We start from the raw sequence: 24,480 nt of genomic DNA on the forward strand, positions 1-24,480 counted from the left end.
TTCACCCGATCGTGGCTAGAGTTCGATAGTCCAGTGGACTGACTAATCACATGGAGGTGAGGTCGTGGACTGGGCCAGACCGGCTCGTCAGGTGGGCCAGCACGCCCACAACCTGGCGCTCGTGTCACGGTTGATCGCCGGTCACGGCCCGGTGTCCCGCGCCGAGCTGGCCCAGCGGAGCGGACTGACGAAGACCACCGTGACCCAGTTGACCGGCGAGCTGCTCGACGCCGGACTGGTGCGGGAGTTGGGCACGGCACGTCACAGCGGCCCCGGCAGGCCCGCCACACACCTCGTGGTCAACGCGTCCGGGCCGGTGGGCGTCGGAGTGCAGATCGAGGCCGACCACGTCGCGGGTTGCCTGCTGGACCTCACCGGCCGGGTGCGCGACCGCGCGTTGCGGCGAGTCGACGACCTGCACGGTGATCCGGCAGCGGTGGTGAAGGCCGCCGAACCCGTGCTGCGCAGGTTGCTGGCTTCGGCCGACGCGCGGGACACGGTGGCCGCGGGGATCGCGGTCGGCGTTCCCGGCCGGGTCGACGGGGAGGACCGGGTGCGGTCGGCGGAACTCGGCTGGGTCGACGTCCCGCTGTCCCGGCTGCTCACCCACAGGTTGGCGGAGCTGAGCGGCGGGGTCATCCCCGTGTCGGTGCACGACGGCTTCCGGCTCACCGCGCTGGCCGAGCGGTGGTTCGGCGGGGCGGACGCCGCGCGGCCGTTGGTGGTGGTCGGCGGGGAGCTGTCGCTGGGAGTGGGTGTGGTCGGTACGGGCGAGGGGTGGGACCGCAGTCCCTCGGGCCCGTTGGGGCACGTGAGAGTGCGGCGTGGTGGTGATCGTTGCCGCTGCGGGGCCCGCGGTTGTCTGGAGACCGTGGCGGGACCGCGGGCCCTGTTGCGGGCGGAGAACCCGGACACGCCCGTGGCGTCCCGCCTGCCCGGCGGCGACGGTCGAATGCGGGGACTGGCCCGCTCGGAAGCTCCGGAGGTGCGCGCGGCGCTGCGGCGGGCCGCCTCGGCACTCGGCGGCGCCCTCACGGGCCTGCTGGTCGTACACGGCCCGGCGACGGTGGTGCTCGGTGGACACCTGGCCCCACTCGGCGCCCGGTTCGCCGAGCAGGTCGCCGACGAACTCGGCCGCGGACACCCCGAGAGGGAGCCGCTGGTGCGCGCCTCGCCTCTCGGGGGCGACGCGGTGGCACTGGCCGCCGCGGCGACCGTGACCCGGCGGCTCGTGGAGGACCCGGCCCGCTGGCTGGCGAGCTGAGCGGCTGACTCAGGCCGTGGAGGGCCGCGTCAGGTCCGGAGCCAGTCGCCGCAGGCAGTCGCGCACCGCGTCGGTGAGGTCCTCGGCCGTCGCGACGCCGCTCACCTCGGTGGCCTTGACCCACGCGCTGACCGAGTGCTGGGCGAAGGTCTGCACCTCCGTGGAGCCGCGCCACGCGGCGGGTTCCTCTCCGGCGTCCCCGGTGAGGAAGCGTTCGAGGCTCGCGATGGCCACGTCCCAGGCTGGGCCGTGACGCACCGCGCCGTCGCGAGGGACACCGGTATGGACCAGTTCGAGCACGGTGTCGCCCGCCTCGTCCGCGGCCAGCCGCACGGTGACCACGAGTGCGTCACCGCCCCAGGTGACGGCGAACAGGTGCGGTGGCACGCATTCCAGCACCGTCCCGTCGGCGTGGTCGGCGACGTGGAACGTGCCACCCGCGCGCAGTTCGCCCGTGACCGGGGCCAGCCACCGGCCGAGGCGGTCGGCTTCGGTCACGGCGCTCCACACGGTCTCGGGCGGACACGGGAACCGCCGTCGCAGCACCAGACCGCACCCGGCGGCCGAGTCTCCGTGGGGCTCCGACGCCGCGGACCCACCGGAGGCGGAGGACTCGGAGGTCTCGGCGGTCTCGGCGACCTCGGAGGTCTCCGTCGTCGCGCGCACCTCGCGGTAGGTCGCGGTGAGCCGATCGGCGATGTCGATCATCTGACGTTCCTCCCCAGGACCGGTCCTCAGCCCGGAGGCCACGTGAGGTTGCGGCCACCCAGCACGTGACAGTGGGCGTGAAAGACCGTTTGGTTGGCGTCCGCGCCCGTGTTGAAGACCAGTCGGTAACCGGACGCGTCCACGCCGTCGATCTTGGCGACCTCACCTGCGACCGCGAGCACCTCTCCCGCGAGTTGTGGATCGGCGACCGCCATGGCCGCGGCGTCGGGGTGATGCTCCTTGGGGATCACCAGGACGTGCGTTTCGGCCTGGGGATCGATGTCCCGGAACGCGAGCACCGTGTCGGGTCTCGTGCACGACGGTGGCCGGCACGGAACGCTCGACGATCCGGCAGAACAGGCAATCTGTGCTCACGCGCTCACTGTATGCGGCACCGCGCGTGCCCGCGAGGAAGGGGCCGGAAATCCCGGCTCACGCGGCGGTGGGCGGCGCGGAGCCGGGAGGAACGAAGACGGTGCTCAGTGAGCCTTGCGGTAGGCGTCCGCGACCTCGGACGGAATGCGCCCGCGGTCGGAGATCTCGTAGCCGTTCTTGCGAGCCCACGCGCGGATGGCCTGGTTCTGCTCGCGTTCGGCGGACGAGGAACGGGTGGGCGTCTGGCCGCCCGCTCGGCGGCGAGTGGCGGTCCGCTTCCGGCCACCCGACCGGCGGGCGTGCTCGATGTACTGGGCGAGCGCGTCCCGCAGTTCCCCGGCGTTCTCCGCCGACAGATCGATCTCGTAGGTGACACCGTCGAGGGCGAACTGCACCGTCTCGTCGGCCTCGGACCCGTCGAGGTCGTCCACGAGGGAGACAAGAATCTGCTGCGCCACCAGTTCCTCCTGCTTCGCGCCGGGTCGGCGAATGAATTGAAGTCTGCTGGCCGAGAAGTGTACCCGACGGTCATGGGGGCCGAGCAGGCGCCGTTTGTGTTATCCGGCGAAATGGAAACGGCCCTGTCCGGTTCCCCGCTCACGTTCGCCCGGGCTTCGGGAATGCGCGCCGCAGTTGTGGGGAAGCGAAGCGTATTCGTCCCAGGTGGGGGGTCCCGTGGCGCTCGGGCCCGGACCCGGCTCCGGTCGGCGCGCCGGCTCGGTCGCCGCCCCGTACGTCCGGGTTTTCCGCGCTATATCATGACTTCCGCTCGAGCGTGTTTGCTCGGGCAGCACTGTGGAGCTCGTGTCCAGCGAGGACGGCGGGGCCCTCGTGCCGCGCGGAAGCGGGCGCACGCGGCACCGAGTGAGTCGAGTGATGTCGGGTGATTCCGTTGGCCGGAACGGGTGGGGGACCCTCCACCCATTTCCACGGCGCGTGCCGAGGCGGAAAAGACGGGAAAACACTCCGGGCCTGGTGCGCTGCTCTAATGGCACTCCGTCGGTCGGCGACGTTATTCCCCCGAAAAACGGGTGGCCCGTTCCCCGGCCGGGTAGTGTGGCGGGTGATCACAATGCCTGCCCCGCACGGCGGCCGCCGTGCGGTCACGAGGGGAGCGGCCCTTGATCCATGACAGCGGCACCCGGGAGAAGGTCGCGCGGCTGCGTGCCGACACTCCCGCGTGCGAGGCCGTCATGCACTTCAACAACGCGGGTTCCTCGCTGCCGCCCCGGCAGGTGGTGGATCGTGTGGTGCGGCACCTGCGGCTGGAGGAGCGCATCGGCGGGTACGAGGCCGCCGCCGAGGTGAGCGACGAACTCGCCGACGGCTATGCCGCCATCGCGCGGCTGGTGGGGGCCCGGCCGGACGAGATCGCCATCACCGACAGCGCCACGCGCTCGTGGTTGTCGGTGTTCACCGCCGTGCCATGGCGCGAGGGGGACCGGATCCTCACGGCCGCGCCCGAGTACTCCAGCAACCTCATCGCCATGCTCTCCGCGGCACAGGTCCACGGTGTCACCGTGGACCGGGTGCCGAGCACCGCCGACGGCGACATCGACCTGGACATGCTGGAAACGATGCTCGACGACCGCGTCCGCATGGTGGCGATCACGCACGCACCCACCAACGGCGGCCTCGTGCAACCCGTGGAACGCATCGGTGCGGTCGTGGCGGGCAGTCCGGCTCTGTTCCTGGTGGACGCGTGCCAGAGCGCCGGTCAGGTTCCGCTCGACCTCGCCACCGTCGGCGCCGACGCGTTGTCGGCCACCGGCCGCAAGTACCTCCGCGCTCCCCGCGGCACGGGGTTCCTCGCCGTCCGCCGCTCGGTGCTCGACCGGCTGAACCCCGTGCACGTGGACCTGGACTCGGCGTGGTTCGAGGACGGCCGGGTGCGGTTGCGTGACGACGCCCGCCGGTTCGAGCTGTTCGAGCGCAACGTCGCCGCCGTGCTCGGCCTCGGCGAGGCGGCGCGCTACTACCTCGACGTGGGTCCGCGGTGGGTACACGAGTACGTGACCGCGTTGGCCGAGCACCTGCGCGACCGGCTCACCGAGCTGCCCGGTGTCACGGTGACCGACATCGGCTCACACCGCTCGGGCATCGTGTCGTTCCGCGCCGAGACGCTGCCCGCCCACGAACTCGCCGGAAGGTTGAAGGAGCGTGGGATCCACGTGAGTGTCTCCTACGCGTCCTCGACGCCGTGGGACATGGCGGCTCGGGAGCTCGACGAACTCGTCCGGGCTTCCGTGCACTACTACAACACCCCGGACGAGGTCGCCCGGTTCTGCGAGGAGGTGGGTTCGGCCCTGCGGTGACGCGCGGACGAGGTCGTTCGGCTCAGCGCCGCGGCGAACTCGTCCTCGGTGCGTTCGCCCTCCAACACGGTGCCGTCGTCGAAGCGGAACGACGGCACCGTCCTCACCCCGCTCGCGCGCACCTCGGCGAGCGCCCGGTGCAGCGCGTCGGGGTCACCGGGGTCACCGGTGCCCGGTGTGACGCCGACCTCGGCGGCCAACCGGTCGAGCACGTGTGCGTCGGCGATGTTCACGCCGTCGGCGAAGTACGCGCGGAACAGACGCTGAACCATCTCCTCGGCGAGGCCCTGCTCCGCCGCCGTGGCGACGAGCCGGTGCGCGTCGGCGGTGTTGGTGAAGACGGCGCCGCCGAGCCGGATGTCCAGCCCGTCGGCCGTGCCGATCGTGGTGTCGGCGGCCACCCGGCGGGCGAACGCCTCGCCCCGTTCACGGGCGTGCACCGCGAACACCGGCTCGCCGTCGGGCGAGGCGTCCGGGCGTAGCTGGAACGGCCGGAACCGCACCCGCACCGTGCCGCCACGGTCACGATACCGCTGCGCCGCTCGCCGGAAGCGGGTGAAGGCGAGGTAGCAGTACACGCAGACGAAGTCGACGACGACGTCCACGGTGCGAGCCTGCTCGGAGTGGTCGGTCACCACGGAACCGTTCCTTTCAGTTGGTGGAAGCCTGCGGTCGGGCCGTCGCGACCGACGGTGGCCAGCCGGACGATGATCTCGGCGCCTTCCTCGACGGTCTGGGTGCCGGTGTGGCCGTTGAAGTCGGTGGCCGTGTAACCCGGGTCGACGGCGTTGATCCTCATCCCTGGTAGCGCGTGGGCGTACTGGACGGTCAGCATGTTGAGGGCGGCCTTGGACGCGGCGTAGGCCGGTGCGGGCAGCCAGGCGGGCACCGTGTCGCGGTGCTGTTCCGGCGCGCAGGCAGCGGCGAGCGAACCGAGGCCGCTGCTCACGTTGACCACCACCGGCGCGGAGCTGCGCCGGAGCAGCGGCAGGAACGCGCGCAGGGTCCGCACGGCGCCGAACACGTTGGTCTCGAAGACCCGCGCCAGGCTCTCCGCGTCGAGTTCGGGAGCGGGCAGGTGGGCCCCGGCGATGCCCGCGTTGTTGACGAGCACGTCGACCCGCCCACTCACCTCCCGCACGTGGTCGGCGGCGGCCTGGACGGAACGTTCGCACGTGACGTCGAGCGGCAGCGGACGGGCCCCGAGCTCGTCGCAGACACGCCGACCCCGCTCGACGTCCCGTGCGCCGAGGTGGACGGTGTGGCCTGCGGCGACGAGGCGGCGGGCCGTCTCGCGGCCGAGCCCCCTGGTCGCACCGGTGATCACAGTGATCGTCATGCCCCCAGCGTGGCGGGCCCGGGTTCGGTGCGGATAGTGGTCGTCCGTCCTGGGACGGCCGGTACCACCCTGGGACACTGGGAGAGTGCAGCGTGAGCTCGGAATCCTCCTGCGCCGATGGCGGGAGCGCGTCGAACCGGCATCGGTAGGTCTTCCCGCCGGGGCGCGCCGCCGTGCGTCCGGGCTGCGGCGCGAGGAGGTCGCGCTGCTCTCCGGGATCTCCGTCGACTACGTCGTGAAGCTGGAACAGGGGCGGGCCACGTCGGCGTCCGCCCCCGTGCTCACCGCACTGGCGCGGACGCTACGCCTGTCCGAGCCCGAGCGGGACCACCTCTTCCGCCTCGCGGGCCAGGCCCCACCCACGGCGGGACGACTGGTCACCGAGGTGCCCGACGCGGTGCGCGGGCTGACCGACCGTCTCGGGGACGTGCCCGTCGCCGTCCACGACGCCGCGTGGCACCTGATCGCCTGCAACGACGCCTTCGTCGCGCTCACCGGTGAGACGCCGTCGGCCGCGAGGCGCCAGAGCAACGCCTTGTGGCGGCATTTCACCGGAGACACCGGCCGGGTCGTGACCACTCCTGAACAGGCGGCGGCGTTCGAGCGGGCGGCCGTGGCCGACCTGCGTTCGGCGAGCGGCCGGTATCCGCGGGACGAGGAGGTGCGCGCGCTGGTGCGGGACCTGCGCGAGGTCAGTCCCCGGTTCGCGCGGCTGTGGGACTCCCACGCCGTCGGCGCCCACACCCGGCACACCAAGACGGTCGCGCACCCCCGGCTCGGGTTGTTCACGCTCCACTGCGACGTGCTCACCGAGTACGAGGGTCACCTCCGGGTCGTGCTCTACACGGCGGAGCGGGGCAGCGACACCGAGCGCCGGTTGCGGCTGTTGACCGGGTCCGCGGCGACTGACCCGTTGGGGTGATCCGGGCCGCGTGGTGGCGGAAGCGGGTGCTCCACCGGACACTCTGCCCGAACGGACCTCGAACGGACTCTGTCGGTCCGCGCGGACGGTGAGGGACAGCGGTATGCGATGTGTGGTGTTCGGTTCCACCGGCTACATCGGCGGACGTCTGGTGCCCGAACTGCTGGCGGCGGGACACCGGGTGCGCGCTGTGGCCAGGAACCCGGTGAAGCTCGCGGAGGTGCCCTGGCGCGACCGGGTCGACGTCGTGCGCGCGGACGTCACCGACGCCGCGGGTGTCACCGCAGCCATGAGCGGCCAGGACGTCGTCTACTACCTCGTCCACTCCCTGACCCAGCGTGGTTTCGCCGACATCGACCGTGAGGCGGCGCGGATCGTGGCGGACGCCGCGCGGCGGGCGGGAGTGTCGCGCATCGTGTATCTCGGCGGCATAGTCCCCGAGTCAGGACCGCTGTCAGCGCACCTCGCGTCGCGATCCGAGGTCGGGCGAATCCTGCGGGATGGCCCGGTGCCCACCGTGGAGTTGCGGGCCGCGGTCATCCTCGGTTCCGGTTCGGCGAGCTTCGAGATGCTGCGCTACCTGACGGAGAACCTGCCCGTCATGGTCACGCCGCGCTGGGCCCGCAACCGCATTCAGCCGATCGCCGTACGCGACGTGCTGCACTATCTCGTCGGCGCTGCCACCGCGGCCGGGCGGATCAACGCCTCCTTCGACATCGGCGGCCCCGAGGTGCTGACCTACCTCGACATGCTGCGCCGCTACGCCGCCGTGGCCGGACTGCGCAGACGGGTGATCCTCGTGGTGCCCGTGCTGACACCGTGGCTGTCGGCGCAGTGGGTCAACCTGGTGACGCCCGTGCCCCGCGCCATCGCGGTGCCGCTCGTCGAGTCGCTTGTGCACGAGGTCGTGTGCCGGGACCACTCGGTCGCCGAGGTGATCGACGACCCCGAGGGCGGGCTGACCGGGTACGACCGGGCCATCCGGCTGGCGCTGGCCCGGGTGCGCGACGCCGACGTGCCCACCCGCTGGTCCGACGCCACGCCCGGTGACCCGTCGGAGCCGATGCCGCTCGACCCGCACTGGTCCGGGGGTTCCGTGTACACCGACGTGCGGGAGAGACGGACCGGCGCCGACCCGCACGCGCTGTGGGACGTCGTCGAGTCCATCGGCGGTGAGACCGGCTGGTACTCGTTTCCGCTCGCCTGGTCACTCCGCGGGTGGATCGACCGGCTGGGCGGTGGGGTCGGGCTCCGGCGAGGACGCCGGGATCCTCGGACACTGCGGGTGGGGGAGGCACTCGACTGGTGGCGGGTGGAGCAGGTGGACCGCCCCCGGCTGCTGCGGTTGCGGGCGGAGATGCGGCTGCCGGGGCAGGCCTGGCTGGAGCTGTCGGTGCGGCCGGACTCCGACGGCGGTGCTCGCTATCGGCAGCGCGCCGTGTTCGTGCCAAGAGGATTCGCGGGGCACCTCTACTGGAAGGCCGTCACGCCGTTCCACGCGCTGGTCTTCGGCGGCATGGTACGCAACATCACCGCAGCGGCGGAGCGAAGCGCCACGACCGGGACTTGATCTCGACCATGCTGGAGGTTTCAGGATGGTGCCATGAACCTCGACAACATCCACAGTGACCTGATGGCGGTGGTCGAACGCTACGAGCGGGCCTTCGACGACGGTGACGCGGACGCGATGATCGGACTGTTCACACCCGACACCGTGTTCGTCAACGTGGCGGGCAACCTGGTGCGCGGCGCGGAGGACCTTCACCGCGCGCAGAAGTCCGTCTTCGAGGGACCACTGCGAGGTGTGCGGGCGACGTTCACGGTCGAGAACGTCGCGCTGCTCGCCCGTGACGTCGCCGTCGTACACGCGCGGCAGGAGAACACCTGGCCCGCTGAGGGAACCGGTCCCGGTACGCGGTCGGCGAGTGTCATCGTCTTCGTGATGACGCGCGACGAGCAGGGTTGGCGCATCCGCACGGGACAGAACACACCGGTCGCGGCCTGAACCCCGGTACGGAGTGGCGTAAGAGCACGGTGGCGGTATGGGCGTGGTCGGTCGCCACGAGACCGCACGGCCACCGTCGACGTGGCTCCGGTTCAGCGGTCCGGTCCACGGACCGCGGTGGCGAACCCCGTCGCCAGCGTCCCGCAGCCGAACGACTCCCGGGGGACGCCGCGCGGAAAACCGGTGGCGGGGCGCGGACGGCGAGTGCCATCGTCTCCGTGATGGCGTGCGAAGGACCCGCGACGGACGGAGTATCCCGGTCGCTGCCTGGTCCGGCGCCGAGGGAGAAGGGGACGCACGGTGGCCGATGAGCGCGGTGGACTGGCGATCGAGACGGCGGGGCTGGTGAAGAGCTTCGGTCCGAAGCGTGCGGTGGACGGGGTCGACCTGGCCGTGTCCGCGGGCACCGTCTACGGGCTGCTCGGCCCCAACGGCGCGGGAAAGACGACCACGGTGCGCACGCTCGCGACCCTGTTACGGCCTGACGCCGGCACAGCGACCGTGATGGGGTACGACGTCCAGCGCGAACCGCACCGGGTGCGGGCGCGGGTGAGCCTCACCGGCCAGTACGCCTCCGTCGACGAGGGGCTCACCGGTCGGGAGAACCTCGTGCTCCTGGGCAGGCTGTTCGGTCATTCCAAGCGTGTGGCGCGGCGCCGCGCCGACGCCCTGCTGGAGACGTTCGGTCTCACGGAAGCCGCCGAGAAGCAGGCCAGGACCTACTCGGGTGGCATGCGCAGGCGGCTCGACATCGCCGCGAGCATCGTGGTCACCCCGGACGTACTGTTCCTCGACGAACCCACCACCGGCCTCGACCCGCGCAGCCGCAACCAGATCTGGGACATCGTGCGCGAGATCGTCGCGCTGGGCACCACCGTTCTGCTCACCACCCAGTACCTCGAAGAAGCCGACCGGCTCGCCTCCCGGCTCGCCGTCATCGACCACGGCAAGGTGATCGCCGAGGGGACCCCGGCCGAGCTGAAGGCCTCCGTCGGGGCGGGTTCCGTCACGGTCCGGCTGCGCGATGCCGACCAGCGGACGGAGGCGGCCGACGTGCTCGGCAGCGTTCTCGGAGTGACCGCGCGACTCGGGGCCGACCCCACGGTCGTGACGGCCCGCGTCCGCGGTGGCGCCGCCGCCGACGACACCGCCACCCGGGCCGCGCGGGCGCTCGACCGACTCGCCCGGCGAGGCATCGGCGTCGAGGACTTCGCGCTCGGTAGCCCGACCCTCGACGAGGTGTTCCTCTCGCTCACCGAACGGACGAACCAGGAGGTACCGGCGTGACCGCCGCGCCCACGACCGAACACGGGACGCCCGCGCAGGACACCGGATCGGCTTTGCGGGCCGTGCTCGCGGACGGGAGGCGCCCCGCCCCCGCGAGCGCGTTCGCCGCGTCGCTGGCGTTCGGGTGGCGCGCCATGCTGAAGCTCAAGCACGACAGCGAACAACTCATCGACGTCACCGTGTTCCCGGTGATCATGACGTTGATGTTCACCTACCTGTTCGGCGGAGCGCTCGCCGGATCGGCCGACGAGTACGTGCAGTACCTGCTGCCGGGCATTCTCGTGATGAGCGTCATGGTGATCACGATGTACACCGGAATGGGGATCAACGTCGACATCGCCAAGGGGGTGTTCGACCGCATCCGCACGCTGCCGATCTGGCGGCCCGCCGCGTTGGTGGGTGCGCTGCTCGGTGACGTGTTCCGCTACACGACGGCGTCGACGACGATCGTGCTGGTCGGTCTGGTGATCGGGTTCCGACCGGCCGGAGGCGTGCTCGGGGTGTTGGCCGATGTCGCGCTGCTCGTCGTGTTCTCGTTCGGGTTCTCGTGGATCTGGACGGTGCTCGGGCTCTTACTGCGCAGCGAGAAGGCCGTGATGGGCGTGAGCTCGATGGTGCTATTCCCGTGCACGTTCCTGTCCAATGTGCTCGTCGAACCGGACACGATGCCGAGCTGGCTCCAGGCGTTCGTGGACGTCAACCCGGTGACGCACGTCGTGGCGGCGGTGCGCGGCGCCATGCACGGAACGTGGGACCTGGGTGCGATCACATGGACGTTGGCGGCCGCCGCGGTGCTGACGGTCGGGTTCGGCACCATCACCATGCGTCTGTACAACCGGCGCTGAATCCCCCGCAAGGGTACCGACTCGGAGAACCGGCGCTTGCCGAACGGGTTCACTTGCCCAGTTTCGACGGGTCGAACGCCAGGCGGCGCCCGACAAGGAAGTTGACCACCCAGAAGACGAGGCCGATGCCCAGCAGGACGCCTCCGACGAGGTACTCGGTGGCAGGCCTGCCGGACAGCGGGCTGGCGAAGAACGCACAACTCAGCGCACCGAGCACCGGCACCCAGGTGGGCGCTCGGAAGTGCTCGTGCTCGACCTTGTCCCTGCGGAGCACCAGCACCGCGACGTTCACCACCGTGAACACCACGAGCAGCAGCAACGTCGTGGTACTGCCCAGGTCGGCGATCTCCAGCGAACTCACCAGGACCACCGCGACGAGGCTGGTGAACAGGATCGCCGTCCACGGTGTGCGCCGGGTGCGGTGGACCAGCCCGAACGGCTTCGGGATGATCTCCTCCTGTGCCATGCCGTAGACGAGCCGGCTGGCCATCATCATGTTGATCAGGGCGGTGTTGGTCACCGCGAACAGGGCGATCAGCGAGAAGAGCAGCGGTGGGAACCACGGGGCAGCGGCCTCGACCACCAGCAGCAGCGGCCCGTCCGAGGTGGCCAGAGTGTCGCTCGGCACCAGCGTCGAGGTGATCAGCGCGATCGCCAGGTAGATCGTGGCGGTGATGGCCATGCCCAGCAGGAGTGCCCGGGGAAACGCCCTGGCCGGGTTCCTGGTCTCCTCGGCCATGTTCACCGAGTCCTCGAAACCCACCATCGCGAAGAACGCCAGTGCCGTCGCCGAGGTGACGGCCAGTACCGGCGAGGTGCTGGGATTGAACTCCAGCAGCCGCCCCGGGTCCGGGTCCACGTCGGCGCTGTGCTCCCCGGTGAGCAACGCGTAGCCCCCGATGACGATCACGATGGCCAACCCGGTGAGCTCCACACAGGTCAGCACCACGTTCATCCTGAGCGACTCCCCGACGCCGCGGAAGTTGATCGCCGCCAGGACCAGCAGGAATCCGATCGCCACGAGCCAGGACCACCCGGCCACGCCCTCACCGAAGATCCCTTCCAGGTAGTCACCGCTGAATGCCTGCGCGGCGGACGAAGCCGAGGTGATCCCCGAACTCATCACCGCGAAAGCGATCAGAAAGGTCAGGATGTGCACACCGAAAGCCTTGTGCACGTACAGCGGCGCGCCTCCGGCCTTCGGGTACTTCCCGACCAGCTCCAGATAGCTGAACGCGGTGAGGAACGCGACGACGAAGGCGACCAGGAAGGGGACCCACAGTGCTCCACCGACCTTGCCCGCGACCTCGCCTGTCAGCGCGTAGATCGTCGTCCCGAGGATGTCCCCGATGACGAAGAAGAGCAGTAGCTTGGGGCCCATCACTTTCTTGAGGCCGGGATTCCGCGCAGCGCCGTCCTCGCCGGGCACGTTCGTCTCCTCCGTCAGTGCTGAGAAGTGCGCGGCGTGTCCGGGCGGTGTGCCTGCCCACCACGCGCCGGGCGCCGCTGTCGTGGCATGGTCGGCAGGGACTACCCATTCCGCTCCCAAGTGATGCGGGACAGGCCCGTCGTCTTGTCCGCGTCGGTGGCGAGGACGTGCTGTCAGGTCACCCGGGCGGGCCCCGCCGGGAGCCGGGACATGCTCGTCGGTCGTCGTTCGGGCCGGCACTCGGTCGCCCGTCCGAGTGGACCGACGCGGTTTCTCCAACGCGAACGGCGGCTGCCGGTGCGACGCGATCGCCGCACCGGCCTATCACCGCCGTTCTCGTCGCCGGTTCCCGAGTTCGCGTACGGTCGGCCGTACGCGGGTCGCTACGCCGACCGTGGATCACCGGCGCACGCGGGCGCCTCGACTTGGGCGAGTCCGGCCAGAACCCGCGGTAGCGGGCCGTGGTGCAGGACTCCGAGGCGCTGGGTGGCGCGGGTGAGGGCGACGTAGAGTTCGGCCGCGCCGCGGGGACCCCTCGGCGAGGATCCGCATCGGTTCCACGACCAGGACGGCGTCGAACTCCAGGCCCTTCGTCTCCGACGGCAGCACTGCGCCGGGCACACCCGGTGGCCCGATCACGACGCTGGTGCCTTCGCGTCCGGCTTCGGCCTGGACGAACTCGTCGATCGCCGCGGGCAGTTCGTCCTCGGTGACCTGCCTCGACCACGGCCTGACACCGCATGCTCGGACCGACTCCGGCGGCTGGATGTCGGGCGCGAACTCGGCGAGCAGCGAGGCCGCGACCGCCATGATCTCCGACGGGGTGCGGTAGTTCACCGACAACGGCCGGTAGACCCAGCGACCGGGCACGTAAGGATCCAGCATCCTGCCCCAGGAGGTCGCTCCGGCGACCGACCGACGTTGGGCGAGATCGCCGACCACCGTGAAGGACCGGCTCGGGCAGCGCCGCATCAGCACCCGCCAATCCATTTCGGACAGTTCCTGGGCCTCGTCGACCACGACGTGCCGGTACGTCCAGTCCCGGTCCGCGGCGGCGCGTTCGGCGAGGTCGCGGGTGTCACGCTCGCCGAAGCGATCCGCCAGGTCCTCGGCGTAGAGCAGGTCAGTGGCGAACAGGTGGTCCTCGTCGTCCATCGAGTCCTGGCGGTCGACGAGGGTGTCCAGCACACCGGCGGCGTAGGAGGCCTCGGCCCTCCGTTGCCGCTCGGCGGCCGCCTCGGCTGACTTCTCCGCCGCCTTGTCCCTGCCCAGCAGGTCGACCAGCTCGTCGAGCAGCGGCACGTCCGACACCGTCCAGGCATCACCCTCTGCGCGCAACAGCGCCTGGTCGGCGCCTGCCGCTCGCAACCGTTCGGGAGAGGTGTACAGCGACGCCAGCAGTCCCTCCGGTGTCAGTATCGGCCAGAGCTCGTCGAGCGCGGCGGTGAACTCGTCGCTGTCCGCGAGTTCGGAGAGCAACTCCGCCCGCATGTCCTCCCAGGCTTCCCGATCGTCCCGGGTCAGCCAGCCCCGGCCGATTCGCGCTATCGCCCGTTCGGTGAGCACATACGTGACGATCTCGGTGAACACCGCGCGAGCCTCGTTGTGCGGCAGCCCGCTCGCGCGTGCCTCGTCCCTGGCCCACTCGGCTGTTTCGGCGTCGATCCGCACCGTGACGTCCGCCAGTTCGATCGGCACCGGCTGCTCGGGCAGTCGCTGCCGGTCGGCGACCGCCGCCGCGAGGACGTCCAGAATCTTCAGCGAGCCCTTGAGCCGCGCGGCTTCCGGAGTGTCCTCGGCGGTGACGCGCAGGCCGGGCACGAGGTCTCCGGTGGTCATGAAGACCACGTCGGACTCTCCGAGCGACGGCAGCACGCGGCCGATGTGGTTCAGAAACGTCGGGCTGGGCCCGATCACGAGCACACCGTGGCGTTCCATCCGCTCTCGCTGGGTGTAGAGCAGGTAGGCGACGCGGTGCAGCGCCACCACGGTCTTCCCGGTGCCCGGACCGCCCTCGATCACCAGCACCCCAGGGTGATCGAGCCGGATGATCTCGTCCTGCTCGGCCTGGATCGTCGCCACGATGTCGCGCATTCCCTCACCGCGCGGCGCGTTGACCGCCGCGAGCAGGGCGGCGTCGCCCCGCTCGTCAGCGCCGGGACAACCGAACCTCTCGTCGGTGAAATCGACCACCCGGCGCCCCTGGCTGTGGAACTGGCGGCGGCGACGCATGCCCTCCGGGTTCGCGGCGGTGGCGACGTAGAACGGGCGCGACGCAGGCGCCCGCCAGTCGAGCAACACCGGTTCGTAGGAGTCCTCCTCGTCGAAAAGGCCGATCCGGCCGATGTACCGGTGTTCGCCCGACAGGGTGTCCAGCCGGCCGAAACACAGCCCGCTGTCCGAGACGTCCAGCCGTTTCCTTTCCTTGGCCAACGCGCGCACCGCGACATCCCGTTCCATGGGTGTTCCGCCGGTTCCCCGCAGCGCCGCGTCGTACTCGGCCTTCACCCGCACGCGCTCGGCGTCGAGCCGCGTGTAGAGCCCGGCCACGTAGTCGCGCTCGGCCCGCAATTCCTCGTCGTACCCCTGAGTTGACACATTCCCCTCGCAGTGGATAAACTGGCACTAAGTTCGGCGGTTCCCCATTGTTCAATGGAGGAGAGCCGACTTTCTATTATCCATTCCTTGTCAAATTCCTCGCAGAACGTGAGGAAACGGAAGTCCAGCCTCGGCGCATTGCCGGAAATCACCGGTCGGTCGAACCCGCACGAGTCGCATGGGGCTTCCGAAGCTCTCGACGGCCACTCGGCCGGAGACGTGGTTCCGGGTTTCTGCCGGTGATCCGGAAGGCGCGGATCACCGCCACCGCGTGCGATCGACGGTGGGTGACCCCACGCGCGACGACGGTCCACTCACCACACCAGGCCGCCCTTTCCACCGTGGGGGAGCGTCACCACGTCAGCGCTCGTACTCTCCGCCCGCCGCTGCCCGTTCGGCAAGCCGCTCCCGCTGGGGAACGACGACGTACTGTGGATCCTCGGTGCTGGCGACGCCAGCTCGGAAGACGGCGAAACGCTGCAGGACGCTACCGCCGAGCAGGGCGAGTCCGGACAGTGCGGCGGCCGCGCGGCTGCGTCGTGCGGCCAGCAGCGAGCCGACCGTTCCCGCGACGGTGAGCCGGTGCGACCAGCTCCGCAGCCTGCCCGCCCTACCTTCTGAGTACGCCTTACCGACCAGCCCGAGGCCACGTTCCATGAGCTTCGAGGCCACCAACTCCATCGCGGCGCCACTGACGGCGAACGCGCGGGCGGGCCCAGCCTGCTCCACCGGGACGAGGACCTGCCCGAGGCCACCGGCACTGGCCGCGGCCGACCCGGTGAAGACGAAGGGCAGATGCGAGTGGGCGCTGTGCCAGGCGGGAACCGCCGTCTGCGACAGCAGAACGGCGGTGTAGGACGCGACGGCCGGGGCGACGGCCGCCGCGGACAGTCCCGCGGGCCTCGCCAGACGCCGCAGCAGCCGCGCGGGCAGGCTGCGGCGCAGCGGCTTCGGCACCAGTTCGGACACCGCGGCCAGGCCCGCCGCGGGCCCGTAGGCGGCGAGGATCCACGTTCCGACGCTCATGGGTGACGTCGGGCGTGCCACCCGCAGCATGTGGTGGAAGCGTTCCGGCCGCCCGAGATCCGCGATGAGCAGGTAGGTGCTCGCCCCCAGACTCGCCAGTGCGCTCACGCGGCCCACCCGCCGAAGGGCGGGACGGGAGGTCAGGTCCGCGCCCGCCGCCAGCACGGCCGTGCCGGCGGACAGCCCGCCGGTGAAGAAGTACGCGGGGATCAGCCATTCCCAGACCGGTGGTTTCAGCACGGGGCGGCCGTAGTAGGAGCGGAACTCGGCACGCGGCACGGTCGCCGGTTCCCTGCTCCCATCATCGCCGCGCCGCTCACCGCGCCGCGCGAACATGCGGGCATGCGTGTCGGCCGCGTCCCGGTCACTACGCGGCTCGCGCAGCCGATCTTCCCGTCGGGTCACCGTCCACCTCGTCCCAGAAAAGCCGACACCGCCGTGCCGAGAAACGCGGCGGCCGCCATGGCCGCGTACTTCCACATGGCGGGCAGGTCCCGTGTCGGGACCACGGGATCGGGTGGCAACCCGTACACCTCCGGCTCGTCCAGCAGCAGGAAGAACGCCCCGTCACCGCCCACCCCGTCGTTGGGATCGTGCCCGTAGAGGCGGGCCTCGGTGACACCGAGGTCGTGCAACTGGCTCACCCGCTGCTGCGCCCGCTCGCGCAACTCGTCCAACGGTCCGAACTGGATCGAGTCGGTGGGACAGGCCTTGGCGCACGCCGGTTCCAGGCCGTCTCGCAGCCGGTCGTAGCACAGCGTGCACTTCCAGGCCCGGCCGTCGTCCTCACGCCGGTCGATGACGCCGTAGGGGCAGCCGGAGACGCAGTAGCCGCAGCCGTTGCAGATGTCCTCCTGCACGACGACCGTGCCGAACTCGGTGCGGAAGAGCGCTCCGGTGGGGCACACGTCGAGGCAACCGGCGTGGGTGCAGTGCTTGCACACGTCCGAGCTCATCAGCCACCGGAAGTCGGTGCGGCTCTCGGCGCCGCTGTTCGCGCCGGGCAGCTCGAACGAGGGCATGCCCAGATCGGCCGGTTCGGTGCCGAGCCGCCCGCCGCGGTGCTCGGCCTGGCCGATCACCGAGGCGGCCGCGTCCGCGGCGGCCTGGCTGCCCGACGGCCCGGTCGGCAGGGCGTGCAGCCCGCCGCTGTCCTGTCCGCCGAGCGGACGTTCCTGCTCGATGAACGCGACGTGCCGCCACGAGTTCGCCCCGAGCATGCCGGTGTTGTCGAACGACATGCCCAGCAGGTCGAACCCGTCGTCGGGCACCAGGTTCCACTCCTTGCAGGCCACTTCGCAGGCCTTACACCCGATACAGATCGACGTGTCGGTGAAGAAGCCCACCCGGGGAGGATGGTCCGCGTGGCCCGCGTCGCCGGCGGGATCGTCGAGCGGTCCGTACAGGCTGTGCTCGGAGTTCATCGCTCCTCCCGTGTTTGCGTCTCCTCGGTTCGCGGAGACTCCGTGTGCACCACGTCGAGCGCGTCGGCGGTGGCGATGCGAACCCCGGTCTCCGGTGTGATTCCGGCACGCCTGCGGTAGTCGGCCACGTAGTCCAGCAACGCGCGCCCACGCGGACGGCGTCCCGGCCGGACGTCGCAGGTCGCGACCTTGCTCTCCTGGATGAACACGTTGGGATCCAGCGTGATCCCGAACAGGTCGTTGACCACGTCACCGCTGACGACACCGGTGTGGCCCCAGTGGTAGGGCAGCCAGACCTGGTGGACCACCCGGTCCTGTATCCGCAGGGGGGTCAGGCGGTCGGTGACCACCACCCGCGCCTCGATCGCGGTCCGGCTGGTCACCACGTGTGCCCAGCCGAGGTGCTCCAGCCCCCGTTCGGCCGCCAGCTCGGGCGAGACCTCCACGAACAACTCGGGTTGCAGCTCCGCCAGGTACGGCAGCTGGCGGCTCATCCCACCCGCCGTGTGGTGCTCGGTGAGCCGCGCCGTGGTGAAGACGTACGGGAAGACTTGGCCGTGGGCTTCGGGCGGAGCCGGGTTCGACGGGTTGTCCGGGCGACCGTAGACCTTGCGCGTCGGGTTGCCCTGCTGGCCGTACAACAGGTTGCGCACGGGCGACTCGTGCGGCTCGTAGTGCGTGGGCAGCGGCCCGTCCTGCAACCCGCTCGGCGCGAACAGCCAGCCCTTGCCGTCGGCCTGCATGATGAACGGGTCGTCGCCGCGCAGTGCCTCGGGCCCCACCGCCCCGTCGTGCGGGCGGTAGTCCGGCGGTTTGTGCTTCTCGAAGTCCGGCACGTCGTAGCCGGTCCACTCGCCGCGCTCGGCGTCCCACCACACCAGGGCCTTGCGTTCGCTCCAGGGCCGGCCGTCGGGGTCGGCCGACGCCCGGTTGTAGAGGACCCGGCGGTTCATCGGCCACGTCCAGCCCCACTCGGACTCGTACGGCCCCTGCTCCAGCCGGGACTTACGCCGCGCGGCCTGGTTGACGCCGTCGGCGAACACCCCGCTGTAGATCCAGCATCCGCAGGACGTGCTGCCATCCGCCCTGAGCTCGGTGTAGCCGCCTACGACGCGGCCCGTGCGCAGGTCGTGTCCGTTGATGCGTCGCAGCACGTCCTCGGCGGACGGTTCGTCGCCCTCCACCTCGTAGTCCCACGCGAGGTCCAGCAGCGGCCGGTCGCGGTCGTCGGTCGACCCGGCGAGCTTCTCCCTGAGCAGCCGTCCCAGGTGGTAGAAGAACCACAGCTCGGAACGCCGGTCACCGCTCGGTTCGATCGCCTGGTCCCGCCACTGCAGCATGCGCTGGGTCTGGGTGAAGGTGCCCGACTTCTCGACGTGGGAGGCGGCGGGGAAGAAGAACACCTCCGTCCGGCACCGCTCGGGGTCGATCTCGCCGGTCTCGACCTCCGGCGAGTCCTTCCAGAACGTCGCGCTCTCGATCATCGTCAGGTCACGTACGACCAGCCAGTCCAGGTTGGCCATCCCCAGCCGTTGCAGCCGGCCGTGCGCCGAACCGACGGCCGGGTTCTGCCCCAGCAGGAAGTACCCGAAGACCTTGCCGTCGATCATGTCCATGACCGAGCGGTAGGTGCCGTGGTCGCCGTTGATGCGGGGCAGGTAGTCGAAGCAGAAGTCGTTGTCCGACGTCGCCGCCTCACCCCAGTACTCCTTCAGCAGTGACACCAGGTACGCGTCGGCGTTGCGCCAGTAGCCCTTCTGCAGGTCACCGCGCACGTCGGCGACGTAGCTCTCCAGGTCCGGATGAGCCTCGGCGTCCGGCATCGGGAGATAGCCGGGAAGCAGGTTGAACAGGGTGGGGATGTCCGTCGAGCCCTGGATGCTGGCGTGACCGCGCAGGGCGACGACACCTCCGCCCGGCCTGCCGATGTTGCCCAGCAGCAACTGGATGATCGCGCCGGCCCTGATGAACTGCGAACCGACACTGTGCTGGGTCCACCCCACGCTGTACACCAGCATGCCGGTGCGCTCGCGCCCGGAGTTGGCCGTCCAGGCCCGGCACACCTTGAGGAACTGCTCGACGGGGACTCCGCAGATCGACTCGACCACCTCGGGGGTGTAGCGCGCGAAGTGCCGCTTGAGGATCTGGTACACCGACCGTGGGTGTTGCAGGGACGGGTCCGCCGCGAGGCGACGTGCCCCACCCTCGACCTTCGGCCCACCGGACCCGTACTGGTACGACGAGGACTGCTGCTTGGCCTTCGAACCCGCGGAACCCTCACCGTCGCCGGCGCGGACACTCTCGTACTGCCACGTGCCGGAATCGTACGAACCCGTCTCCGGGTCGTATCCGCTGAACAGGCCGTCGAGGTCCTCCGCGTCCCGGTACTCCTCGCTCACCAGGAACGACGCGTTGGTGTACGCGGTGACGTACTCCCGGAAGTCGAGCTCGTTCGACAGGATGTAGTTGATCACCCCTCCGAGGAAGGCGATGTCCGTGCCCGCGCGCAGCGGGACGTACATGTCGGCCAGGGCGCTGGTGCGGGTGAACCGCGGGTCGATGTGGATGACCGTCGCACCCCTGGCCTTGGCTTCCATGACCCACTGGAACCCGACCGGATGGGCTTCGGCCATGTTGGAGCCCATGATGACGATGCAGTCGGAGTTGACCAGGTCCTGCTGGTAGTCCGTCGCGCCACCGCGACCGAAGGAGGTTCCCAGACCGGGAACCGTGGCCGAGTGTCAAATACGGGCCTGGTTCTCGATCTGTACGGCCCCCAACGCCGTGAAGAGCTTCTTGATGAGGTAGTTCTCCTCGTTGTCGAGGGTCGCCCCACCGAGGCTCGCGATCCCCATCGTGCGACGTAGCGGGTTGCCGTGCTCGTCGGCGTCCTCCCAGCCCTTGGCCCGGGCGTCGAGGACGCGGTCGGCGACCATGTCCATCGCCGTGTCGAGGTCGAGTTCCCGCCACTCCGTGGAGTAGGGCGCGCGATAGAGGACGCGGTCGGCGCGCTGAGGCCCCGTGACGAGCTGTTTGCTCGCCGAGCCCTTGGGACACAACCGTCCCCGCGAGATGGGGCTGTCGGGGTGTCCTTCGATCTGGACGACCTGCTCGTCCTTGACGTACACCTTCTGCGCGCACCCGACCGCGCAGTAGGGACACACCGAGCTGACCACCCGGTCGGCGGAGGCGGTCCTCGGAGTCAGCGCCGCCGAGCGGGCGGACTCCGCCGCCTTCCCCCGACCCAACCGGTCGGATCCCGCCAGTTGCCGGTACACCGGCCACGAGCGGAGCCGCTTCCCCAAGCCCATAGCACTCCTCACCCGCACGACGTCCGGGTCCTCATTGTTACCCGCTCGCGCTGTGTGCGAAACCGGGGGAGTGTGCCGAGGCCCGCCGTGCCCGAGCACAGCGAGTCTCGGACGTCCGACCACGCACGTGACCGGGACACCTACTCCGATCTCCCGGAAACCGTGCTCACCGGATTCGCCGACGGCCTCACCGGCCACGCCGCGCCGCGTGGGCGGTCACCCGTGACGGCGGGCGACGAGTACCCGTTCGGGACCGGCCTGACCTACTGACCGGCGCCCACGAGCCGGAGCGCCACCTCGGCGCGAGTGGAGTCGCCGTCGTGGGCCGGGCCGTCCGGACCGTCGTTCAACAGCAGCGAGCCCGGGGGTCGCTGGCCATACGGTCCAGCTTCGCCCGCTCGAACTCGCGCCGGGACACCGGCTGCGCATCGGGATGGTGCCGTCGCAGGTGTGCCACGTAGTGGTCGTAGTCGTTCTCGCCGACGACCTCCTTGACGTACCAGCTGACGGCACGCCACCCGCGGGCGAACGCCGCCCCGGCCCGTGTGAGGCCGAGGCGGCGGGTGTCGTTGCGGCCGGTCACGTCCGCACCGCTGTGGGCTCGTGCTCGGCTTCGTACTCCCGCCATTCGGCCTGGAGGCGTTTCTCCTCGGCCGTGGCGAACAGCCCGGACGGTGCGAACACGTGCGACTCCTCCGCCGGATGTTCGGTGTCACTGATCCGGCCGGAGCGGACGGCGCTGATCGACTTCCGGAGCGCGTCGGCGAGCACCACCACGATCAGCAGGGCGAAGAGGATCGACAGGCTGCCCTGGATGAACGTGTTGCGCACGACCTGTTCCATCTGCGCCACGTTCTCGGCGGGACCCATGGACGTCTCACCCGCGGCGAGCGCGTCCTTGTAGGCGTTGTGCTGGCTCCAGTAGCCGATGCTCGGGTCACTGCTGAAGATCTTCTGCCAGCTCGCCGTGAGCGTCACGACGACGTCCCACACCAGGGGAATGCCGGGTACCCAGGCGTAGCGGACCCGGCCGGTCTTGCACAGGATCGTCACGCACACGGCGAGCGCCACGGCGGCCAGCAACTGGTTGGCGATGCCGAACAGCGGGAACAGCGTGTTGATGCCGCCGAGTGGGTCGGTGACGCCCATCAACAGGATCGAACCCCACGCGGCCACGATCACCGCGCTGGCCAGGATCGCCCCCGGCCGCCACGACGTGTCCTTGAACTTCGGCACCACGTTGCCGAGGGTGTCCTGCAGCATGAACCGGCCCACGCGCGTCCCGGCGTCCACCGTGGTGAGGATGAACAGAGCCTCGAACATGATCGCGAAGTGGTACCAGAACGCCTTCGCCGCCGCGCCGCCGAAGACTCCGCCGAGGATCTCCGAGATTCCGACCGCGAGCGTCGGTGCGCCGCCGGTGCGCGACACCAGCGACTCCTCCTGCACGGCGGCCGCCGCCTGATCGAGCTCCTCCGGCGTGATGGACACACCGGGCAGGCCGAGCCCGTTGACGGCCTGCGCCGCGCCCTGGGCCGTGCCGCCCGTGGCTCCCGACGCCGAGTTCATGGCGAAGAACAGGCCCTGGTCGATCACGCACGCCGCGACCAGCGCCATGATCGCCACGAACGACTCGGTGAGCATCCCGCCGTAGCCGATGAGCTTGACCTGCCGTTCCTTGGCCACCATCTTCGGCGTGGTTCCCGAGGAGACCAGGGCGTGGAAGCCCGACAACGCGCCGCAGGCGATGGTGATGAACACGAACGGGAAGAGTGACCCCGCGAACGCCGGGCCTTCACCGTTGAACGCGAACTCGGTGAACGCGGGCATCGTGGTGGTCGGCATCGCGATGAGGACGCCGACCGCGAGCAGGCCGATGGTTCCGACCTTCATGAAGGTCGACAGGTAGTCCCGGGGCGCCAGCAGCATCCACACGGGCAGCACCGAGGCGAGGAAACCGTAGATGATGAGGCACCAGACCAGCGTGACCTTGTCCAGCGTGAACACCGGCGCCAGGGACGACTCGGCGACCCAGCCGCCCGCGACGATGGCGAACAGCAGCAGGGCGCAGCCGATGAGGCTGACCTCCGTGACCCGGCCCGGTCGCAGGTATCGCAGGTAGAAGCCCATGAAGAACGCGATCGGGATGGTCATCGCGAGCGAGAACACGCCCCACGGCGACTCGGCGAGCGCGTTCACCACCACCAGCGCGAGCACCGCCAACAGGATGATCATGATGGCCAGGACGGCGACGAGAGCCGCGACACCGCCGACGGGGCCGATCTCGTCGCGTGCCATCTGCCCGAGGGACCGGCCGTTGCGGCGCATCGAGAAGAACAGCACCACCATGTCCTGCACGGCACCCGCGAAGACGACACCGACGATGATCCAGATCGTGCCGGGCAGGTAGCCCATCTGCGCGGCGAGCACCGGGCCGACCAGAGGTCCGGCGCCCGCGATGGCCGCGAAGTGGTGCCCGTAGAGCACCCGGCGGTCGGTGCGGTTGTAGTCGACGCCGTTCTCCAGCCGTTCCGCCGGAGTGGCGCGCTTGTCGTCGGCCTTGAGGACCTTCGTGAGGATGAACCTCGCGTAGAACCGGTAGGCGATCGCGTACGAGCACAGTGCCGCGAAGATGAACCAGATCGCGTTCACGTGCTCGTCTCTGGCCAACGCGAGAATGGTCCAGGCGACACCACCGAGCAGGGAGATCGCCACCCAGAGCGCGATCCTGCCCGGTGTCCACTTCGTCTTGTCGCTCGCCTCGACCGGTGGATGTCCGACCGTTGCCATGTGTGCTCCTGCGCGTGTGTGTTCGATCGGACGAGAACGTCCGTCGCGTGCCGCGTTGAGTGCGGCCGGCCCGTCAGTCGCCCGTGTTCCCGAACGTCGTCGTCGGGTGATGCCGTGGGAGGTGGGCGCGCCTCAGATCACCCGTTCGGCATCCGGTAACGCCTCCTTCCTGGGGCGCGCACGTCTCGTGAGCATCAGGCACAGAGGTGTATCACACACAGTGCTCGGATTGATCTCTCCTAACGGGTGTTTTCCTGGACACTTTCCGTGTTCGGTCGGGGTGTCGCCAAGACGCTCGCACGACCTCGGTGCCGGCTTCGTCAGGCCCCGTCGGACGGCCCCTGACGAGTGGCGTGTCAGCGTCGTCGATGACGTCACCGAGCCTTCCGGCCACGAGCCCCTCGTCCGAAGAGCCGAGGTTGGCGCCCGCCACAGATGCCAGACATCCGGGTCCGGTAGCCGGCGGCAGGTGAGTGCGCCGTCGAGGACGAGGAGGTTGTCGCCGTGGTCGGCGTCGGTGAGGAGGCGGCCCGTGGTGATGGTGATCGGGCCGCCGACGGTGTTGAGGACGAGTCCGTGGCGGGCGGCGAGGAGTTGGATGCTGCTCAACCCGGCAATAGTCGACCTCGCCCAGGACACGCGCTGCTTGGGCGGTGACGAGTTCGGGGTCGCCGGGTCCGGGACCGACGATCACCTAGTTTGCCGAGCGACGCTCTGGCGCTCCCGGTCCGTCACGCCGGTTTCGCGCTCGGTGGCCCCGGATGCCCGTGCCATGCGTGTGGACGTGGAGCCGGAGGGGAGCGGCCCTGGCAACGCGAAGCTCGACACCGTCGGTGGGACGA

18 protein-coding genes and 2 pseudogenes are annotated in these 24,480 nt (G+C 70.2%); 8 read left to right on the forward strand and 12 right to left on the reverse strand.

Translation table 11 applies throughout. The features are described from left to right. The first annotated feature begins 64 nt into the window (after positions 1-64). Positions 65-1,264 (forward strand): ROK family transcriptional regulator, encoded by a 1,200-nt coding sequence (locus SACCYDRAFT_RS10220; RefSeq protein WP_005455912.1) that lies wholly within the window; start codon positions 65-67, stop codon positions 1,262-1,264. 9 nt (positions 1,265-1,273) lie between these two features. Here SACCYDRAFT_RS10220 and SACCYDRAFT_RS10225 read toward each other — a convergent pair whose 3' ends face one another. The 3 genes and pseudogenes from SACCYDRAFT_RS10225 to SACCYDRAFT_RS10235 form a co-directional block, all read right to left on the reverse strand. Continuing rightward, on the reverse strand, positions 1,274-1,972 hold the full coding sequence (locus SACCYDRAFT_RS10225) for an SRPBCC domain-containing protein (protein WP_005455914.1): 699 nt from the start codon (positions 1,970-1,972) through the stop codon (positions 1,274-1,276). Positions 1,973-1,998: 26 nt separating this feature from the next. Further along, positions 1,999-2,347, reverse strand: a pseudogene (locus tag SACCYDRAFT_RS10230) (histidine triad nucleotide-binding protein). A gap of 104 nt (positions 2,348-2,451) precedes the next feature. Beyond that, complete coding sequence (locus tag SACCYDRAFT_RS10235) at positions 2,452-2,805, reverse strand: histone-like nucleoid-structuring protein Lsr2 (protein WP_005455916.1); 354 nt, start codon at positions 2,803-2,805, stop codon at positions 2,452-2,454. A 663-nt stretch (positions 2,806-3,468) separates the two neighbouring features. Here SACCYDRAFT_RS10235 and SACCYDRAFT_RS10240 point away from each other — a divergent pair. Then, positions 3,469-4,662, forward strand: coding sequence for an aminotransferase class V-fold PLP-dependent enzyme (locus SACCYDRAFT_RS10240; RefSeq protein WP_005455917.1), 1,194 nt, complete (start codon positions 3,469-3,471; stop codon positions 4,660-4,662). Here the strand turns inward: SACCYDRAFT_RS10240 and SACCYDRAFT_RS10245 are convergent. Together SACCYDRAFT_RS10245 and SACCYDRAFT_RS10250 are read right to left on the reverse strand one after the other, a co-directional pair. After that, positions 4,602-5,297: a DsbA family protein gene (locus tag SACCYDRAFT_RS10245; RefSeq protein WP_157606480.1), complete on the reverse strand. Its 696-nt coding sequence runs from the start codon at positions 5,295-5,297 to the stop codon at positions 4,602-4,604. The genes SACCYDRAFT_RS10240 and SACCYDRAFT_RS10245 overlap by 61 nt on opposite strands. Beyond that, a complete protein-coding gene (locus SACCYDRAFT_RS10250) occupies positions 5,294-6,001 on the reverse strand; it encodes an SDR family NAD(P)-dependent oxidoreductase (RefSeq protein ID WP_005455919.1) in 708 nt (235 codons plus the stop codon). The genes SACCYDRAFT_RS10245 and SACCYDRAFT_RS10250 overlap by 4 nt, the downstream gene beginning before the upstream one ends. Before the next feature lie 85 nt (positions 6,002-6,086). Here SACCYDRAFT_RS10250 and SACCYDRAFT_RS10255 point away from each other — a divergent pair, with 85 nt between their 5' ends. The 5 genes from SACCYDRAFT_RS10255 to SACCYDRAFT_RS10275 all read left to right on the forward strand — a co-directional run bounded on the left by SACCYDRAFT_RS10255 (position 6,087) and on the right by SACCYDRAFT_RS10275 (position 11,060). After that, positions 6,087-6,923, forward strand: a complete 837-nt coding sequence (locus tag SACCYDRAFT_RS10255; protein ID WP_005455920.1) for a helix-turn-helix transcriptional regulator — start codon at positions 6,087-6,089, stop codon at positions 6,921-6,923. Between the two features lie 103 nt (positions 6,924-7,026). Further along, positions 7,027-8,493, forward strand: a complete 1,467-nt coding sequence (locus SACCYDRAFT_RS10260) for an SDR family oxidoreductase (RefSeq protein ID WP_005455921.1) — start codon at positions 7,027-7,029, stop codon at positions 8,491-8,493. A 33-nt stretch (positions 8,494-8,526) separates the two neighbouring features. After that, entirely contained in the window at positions 8,527-8,928 is a 402-nt protein-coding gene (locus tag SACCYDRAFT_RS10265; protein WP_005455922.1) for an SgcJ/EcaC family oxidoreductase, read from the forward strand. Positions 8,929-9,228: 300 nt separating this feature from the next. Then, the gene (locus SACCYDRAFT_RS10270) at positions 9,229-10,215 is read left to right on the forward strand and encodes a daunorubicin resistance protein DrrA family ABC transporter ATP-binding protein (RefSeq protein WP_005455923.1); all 987 of its coding nucleotides are present in this window, start codon (positions 9,229-9,231) and stop codon (positions 10,213-10,215) included. Further along, positions 10,212-11,060, forward strand: a complete 849-nt coding sequence (locus tag SACCYDRAFT_RS10275; RefSeq protein WP_005455924.1) for an ABC transporter permease — start codon at positions 10,212-10,214, stop codon at positions 11,058-11,060. Before SACCYDRAFT_RS10270 ends, SACCYDRAFT_RS10275 begins: the two co-directional genes overlap by 4 nt. Positions 11,061-11,109: 49 nt before the next feature. Here SACCYDRAFT_RS10275 and SACCYDRAFT_RS10280 read toward each other — a convergent pair whose 3' ends face one another. The 5 genes and pseudogenes from SACCYDRAFT_RS10280 to fdh all read right to left on the reverse strand — a co-directional run bounded on the left by SACCYDRAFT_RS10280 (position 11,110) and on the right by fdh (position 20,848). After that, entirely contained in the window at positions 11,110-12,489 is a 1,380-nt protein-coding gene (locus tag SACCYDRAFT_RS10280) for an APC family permease (RefSeq protein WP_005455927.1), read from the reverse strand. Between the two features lie 383 nt (positions 12,490-12,872). Then, positions 12,873-15,087, reverse strand: a pseudogene (gene helR, locus SACCYDRAFT_RS10285) (RNA polymerase recycling motor ATPase HelR). A gap of 360 nt (positions 15,088-15,447) precedes the next feature. Continuing rightward, positions 15,448-16,518, reverse strand: a complete 1,071-nt coding sequence (nrfD, locus tag SACCYDRAFT_RS10290; RefSeq protein WP_005455931.1) for an NrfD/PsrC family molybdoenzyme membrane anchor subunit — start codon at positions 16,516-16,518, stop codon at positions 15,448-15,450. Continuing rightward, entirely contained in the window at positions 16,515-17,537 is a 1,023-nt protein-coding gene (locus tag SACCYDRAFT_RS10295; protein ID WP_005455933.1) for a 4Fe-4S dicluster domain-containing protein, read from the reverse strand. Before SACCYDRAFT_RS10295 ends, nrfD begins: the two co-directional genes overlap by 4 nt. Further along, positions 17,534-20,848 (reverse strand): formate dehydrogenase, encoded by a 3,315-nt coding sequence (fdh, locus tag SACCYDRAFT_RS10300; protein ID WP_005455936.1) that lies wholly within the window; start codon positions 20,846-20,848, stop codon positions 17,534-17,536. The genes SACCYDRAFT_RS10295 and fdh overlap by 4 nt, the downstream gene beginning before the upstream one ends. Before the next feature lie 87 nt (positions 20,849-20,935). On the opposite strand from fdh, the gene SACCYDRAFT_RS10310 reads away from it, so the two are divergent. Next, a complete protein-coding gene (locus tag SACCYDRAFT_RS10310; RefSeq protein ID WP_005455938.1) occupies positions 20,936-21,118 on the forward strand; it encodes a hypothetical protein in 183 nt (60 codons plus the stop codon). A 76-nt stretch (positions 21,119-21,194) separates the two neighbouring features. On the opposite strand, the gene SACCYDRAFT_RS10315 is transcribed toward SACCYDRAFT_RS10310, so the two are convergent. Together SACCYDRAFT_RS10315 and SACCYDRAFT_RS10320 are read right to left on the reverse strand one after the other, a co-directional pair. Next, complete coding sequence (locus SACCYDRAFT_RS10315; protein ID WP_005455940.1) at positions 21,195-21,431, reverse strand: YbdD/YjiX family protein; 237 nt, start codon at positions 21,429-21,431, stop codon at positions 21,195-21,197. After that, entirely contained in the window at positions 21,428-23,638 is a 2,211-nt protein-coding gene (locus tag SACCYDRAFT_RS10320; RefSeq protein ID WP_005455942.1) for a carbon starvation CstA family protein, read from the reverse strand. Before SACCYDRAFT_RS10320 ends, SACCYDRAFT_RS10315 begins: the two co-directional genes overlap by 4 nt. Positions 23,639-24,480: the final 842 nt, after the last annotated feature.

It is taken from the genome of Saccharomonospora cyanea NA-134, from assembly GCF_000244975.1.
Taxonomy (GTDB): Bacteria; Actinomycetota; Actinomycetes; order Mycobacteriales; family Pseudonocardiaceae; genus Saccharomonospora; species Saccharomonospora cyanea.

Excerpts from the sequence above, each read along its gene's own strand:
- SACCYDRAFT_RS10225 (WP_005455914.1), bottom strand. The coding sequence starts at position 1,972 with ATGATCGACATCGCCGATCGGCTCACCGCGACCTACCGCGAGGTGCGC.
- SACCYDRAFT_RS10250 (WP_005455919.1), bottom strand. The coding sequence starts at position 6,001 with ATGACGATCACTGTGATCACCGGTGCGACCAGGGGGCTCGGCCGCGAG.
- SACCYDRAFT_RS10260 (WP_005455921.1), top strand. The coding sequence starts at position 7,027 with ATGCGATGTGTGGTGTTCGGTTCCACCGGCTACATCGGCGGACGTCTG.
- SACCYDRAFT_RS10265 (WP_005455922.1), top strand. The coding sequence starts at position 8,527 with ATGAACCTCGACAACATCCACAGTGACCTGATGGCGGTGGTCGAACGC.
- SACCYDRAFT_RS10295 (WP_005455933.1), bottom strand. The coding sequence starts at position 17,537 with ATGAACTCCGAGCACAGCCTGTACGGACCGCTCGACGATCCCGCCGGC.
- SACCYDRAFT_RS10320 (WP_005455942.1), bottom strand. The coding sequence starts at position 23,638 with ATGGCAACGGTCGGACATCCACCGGTCGAGGCGAGCGACAAGACGAAG.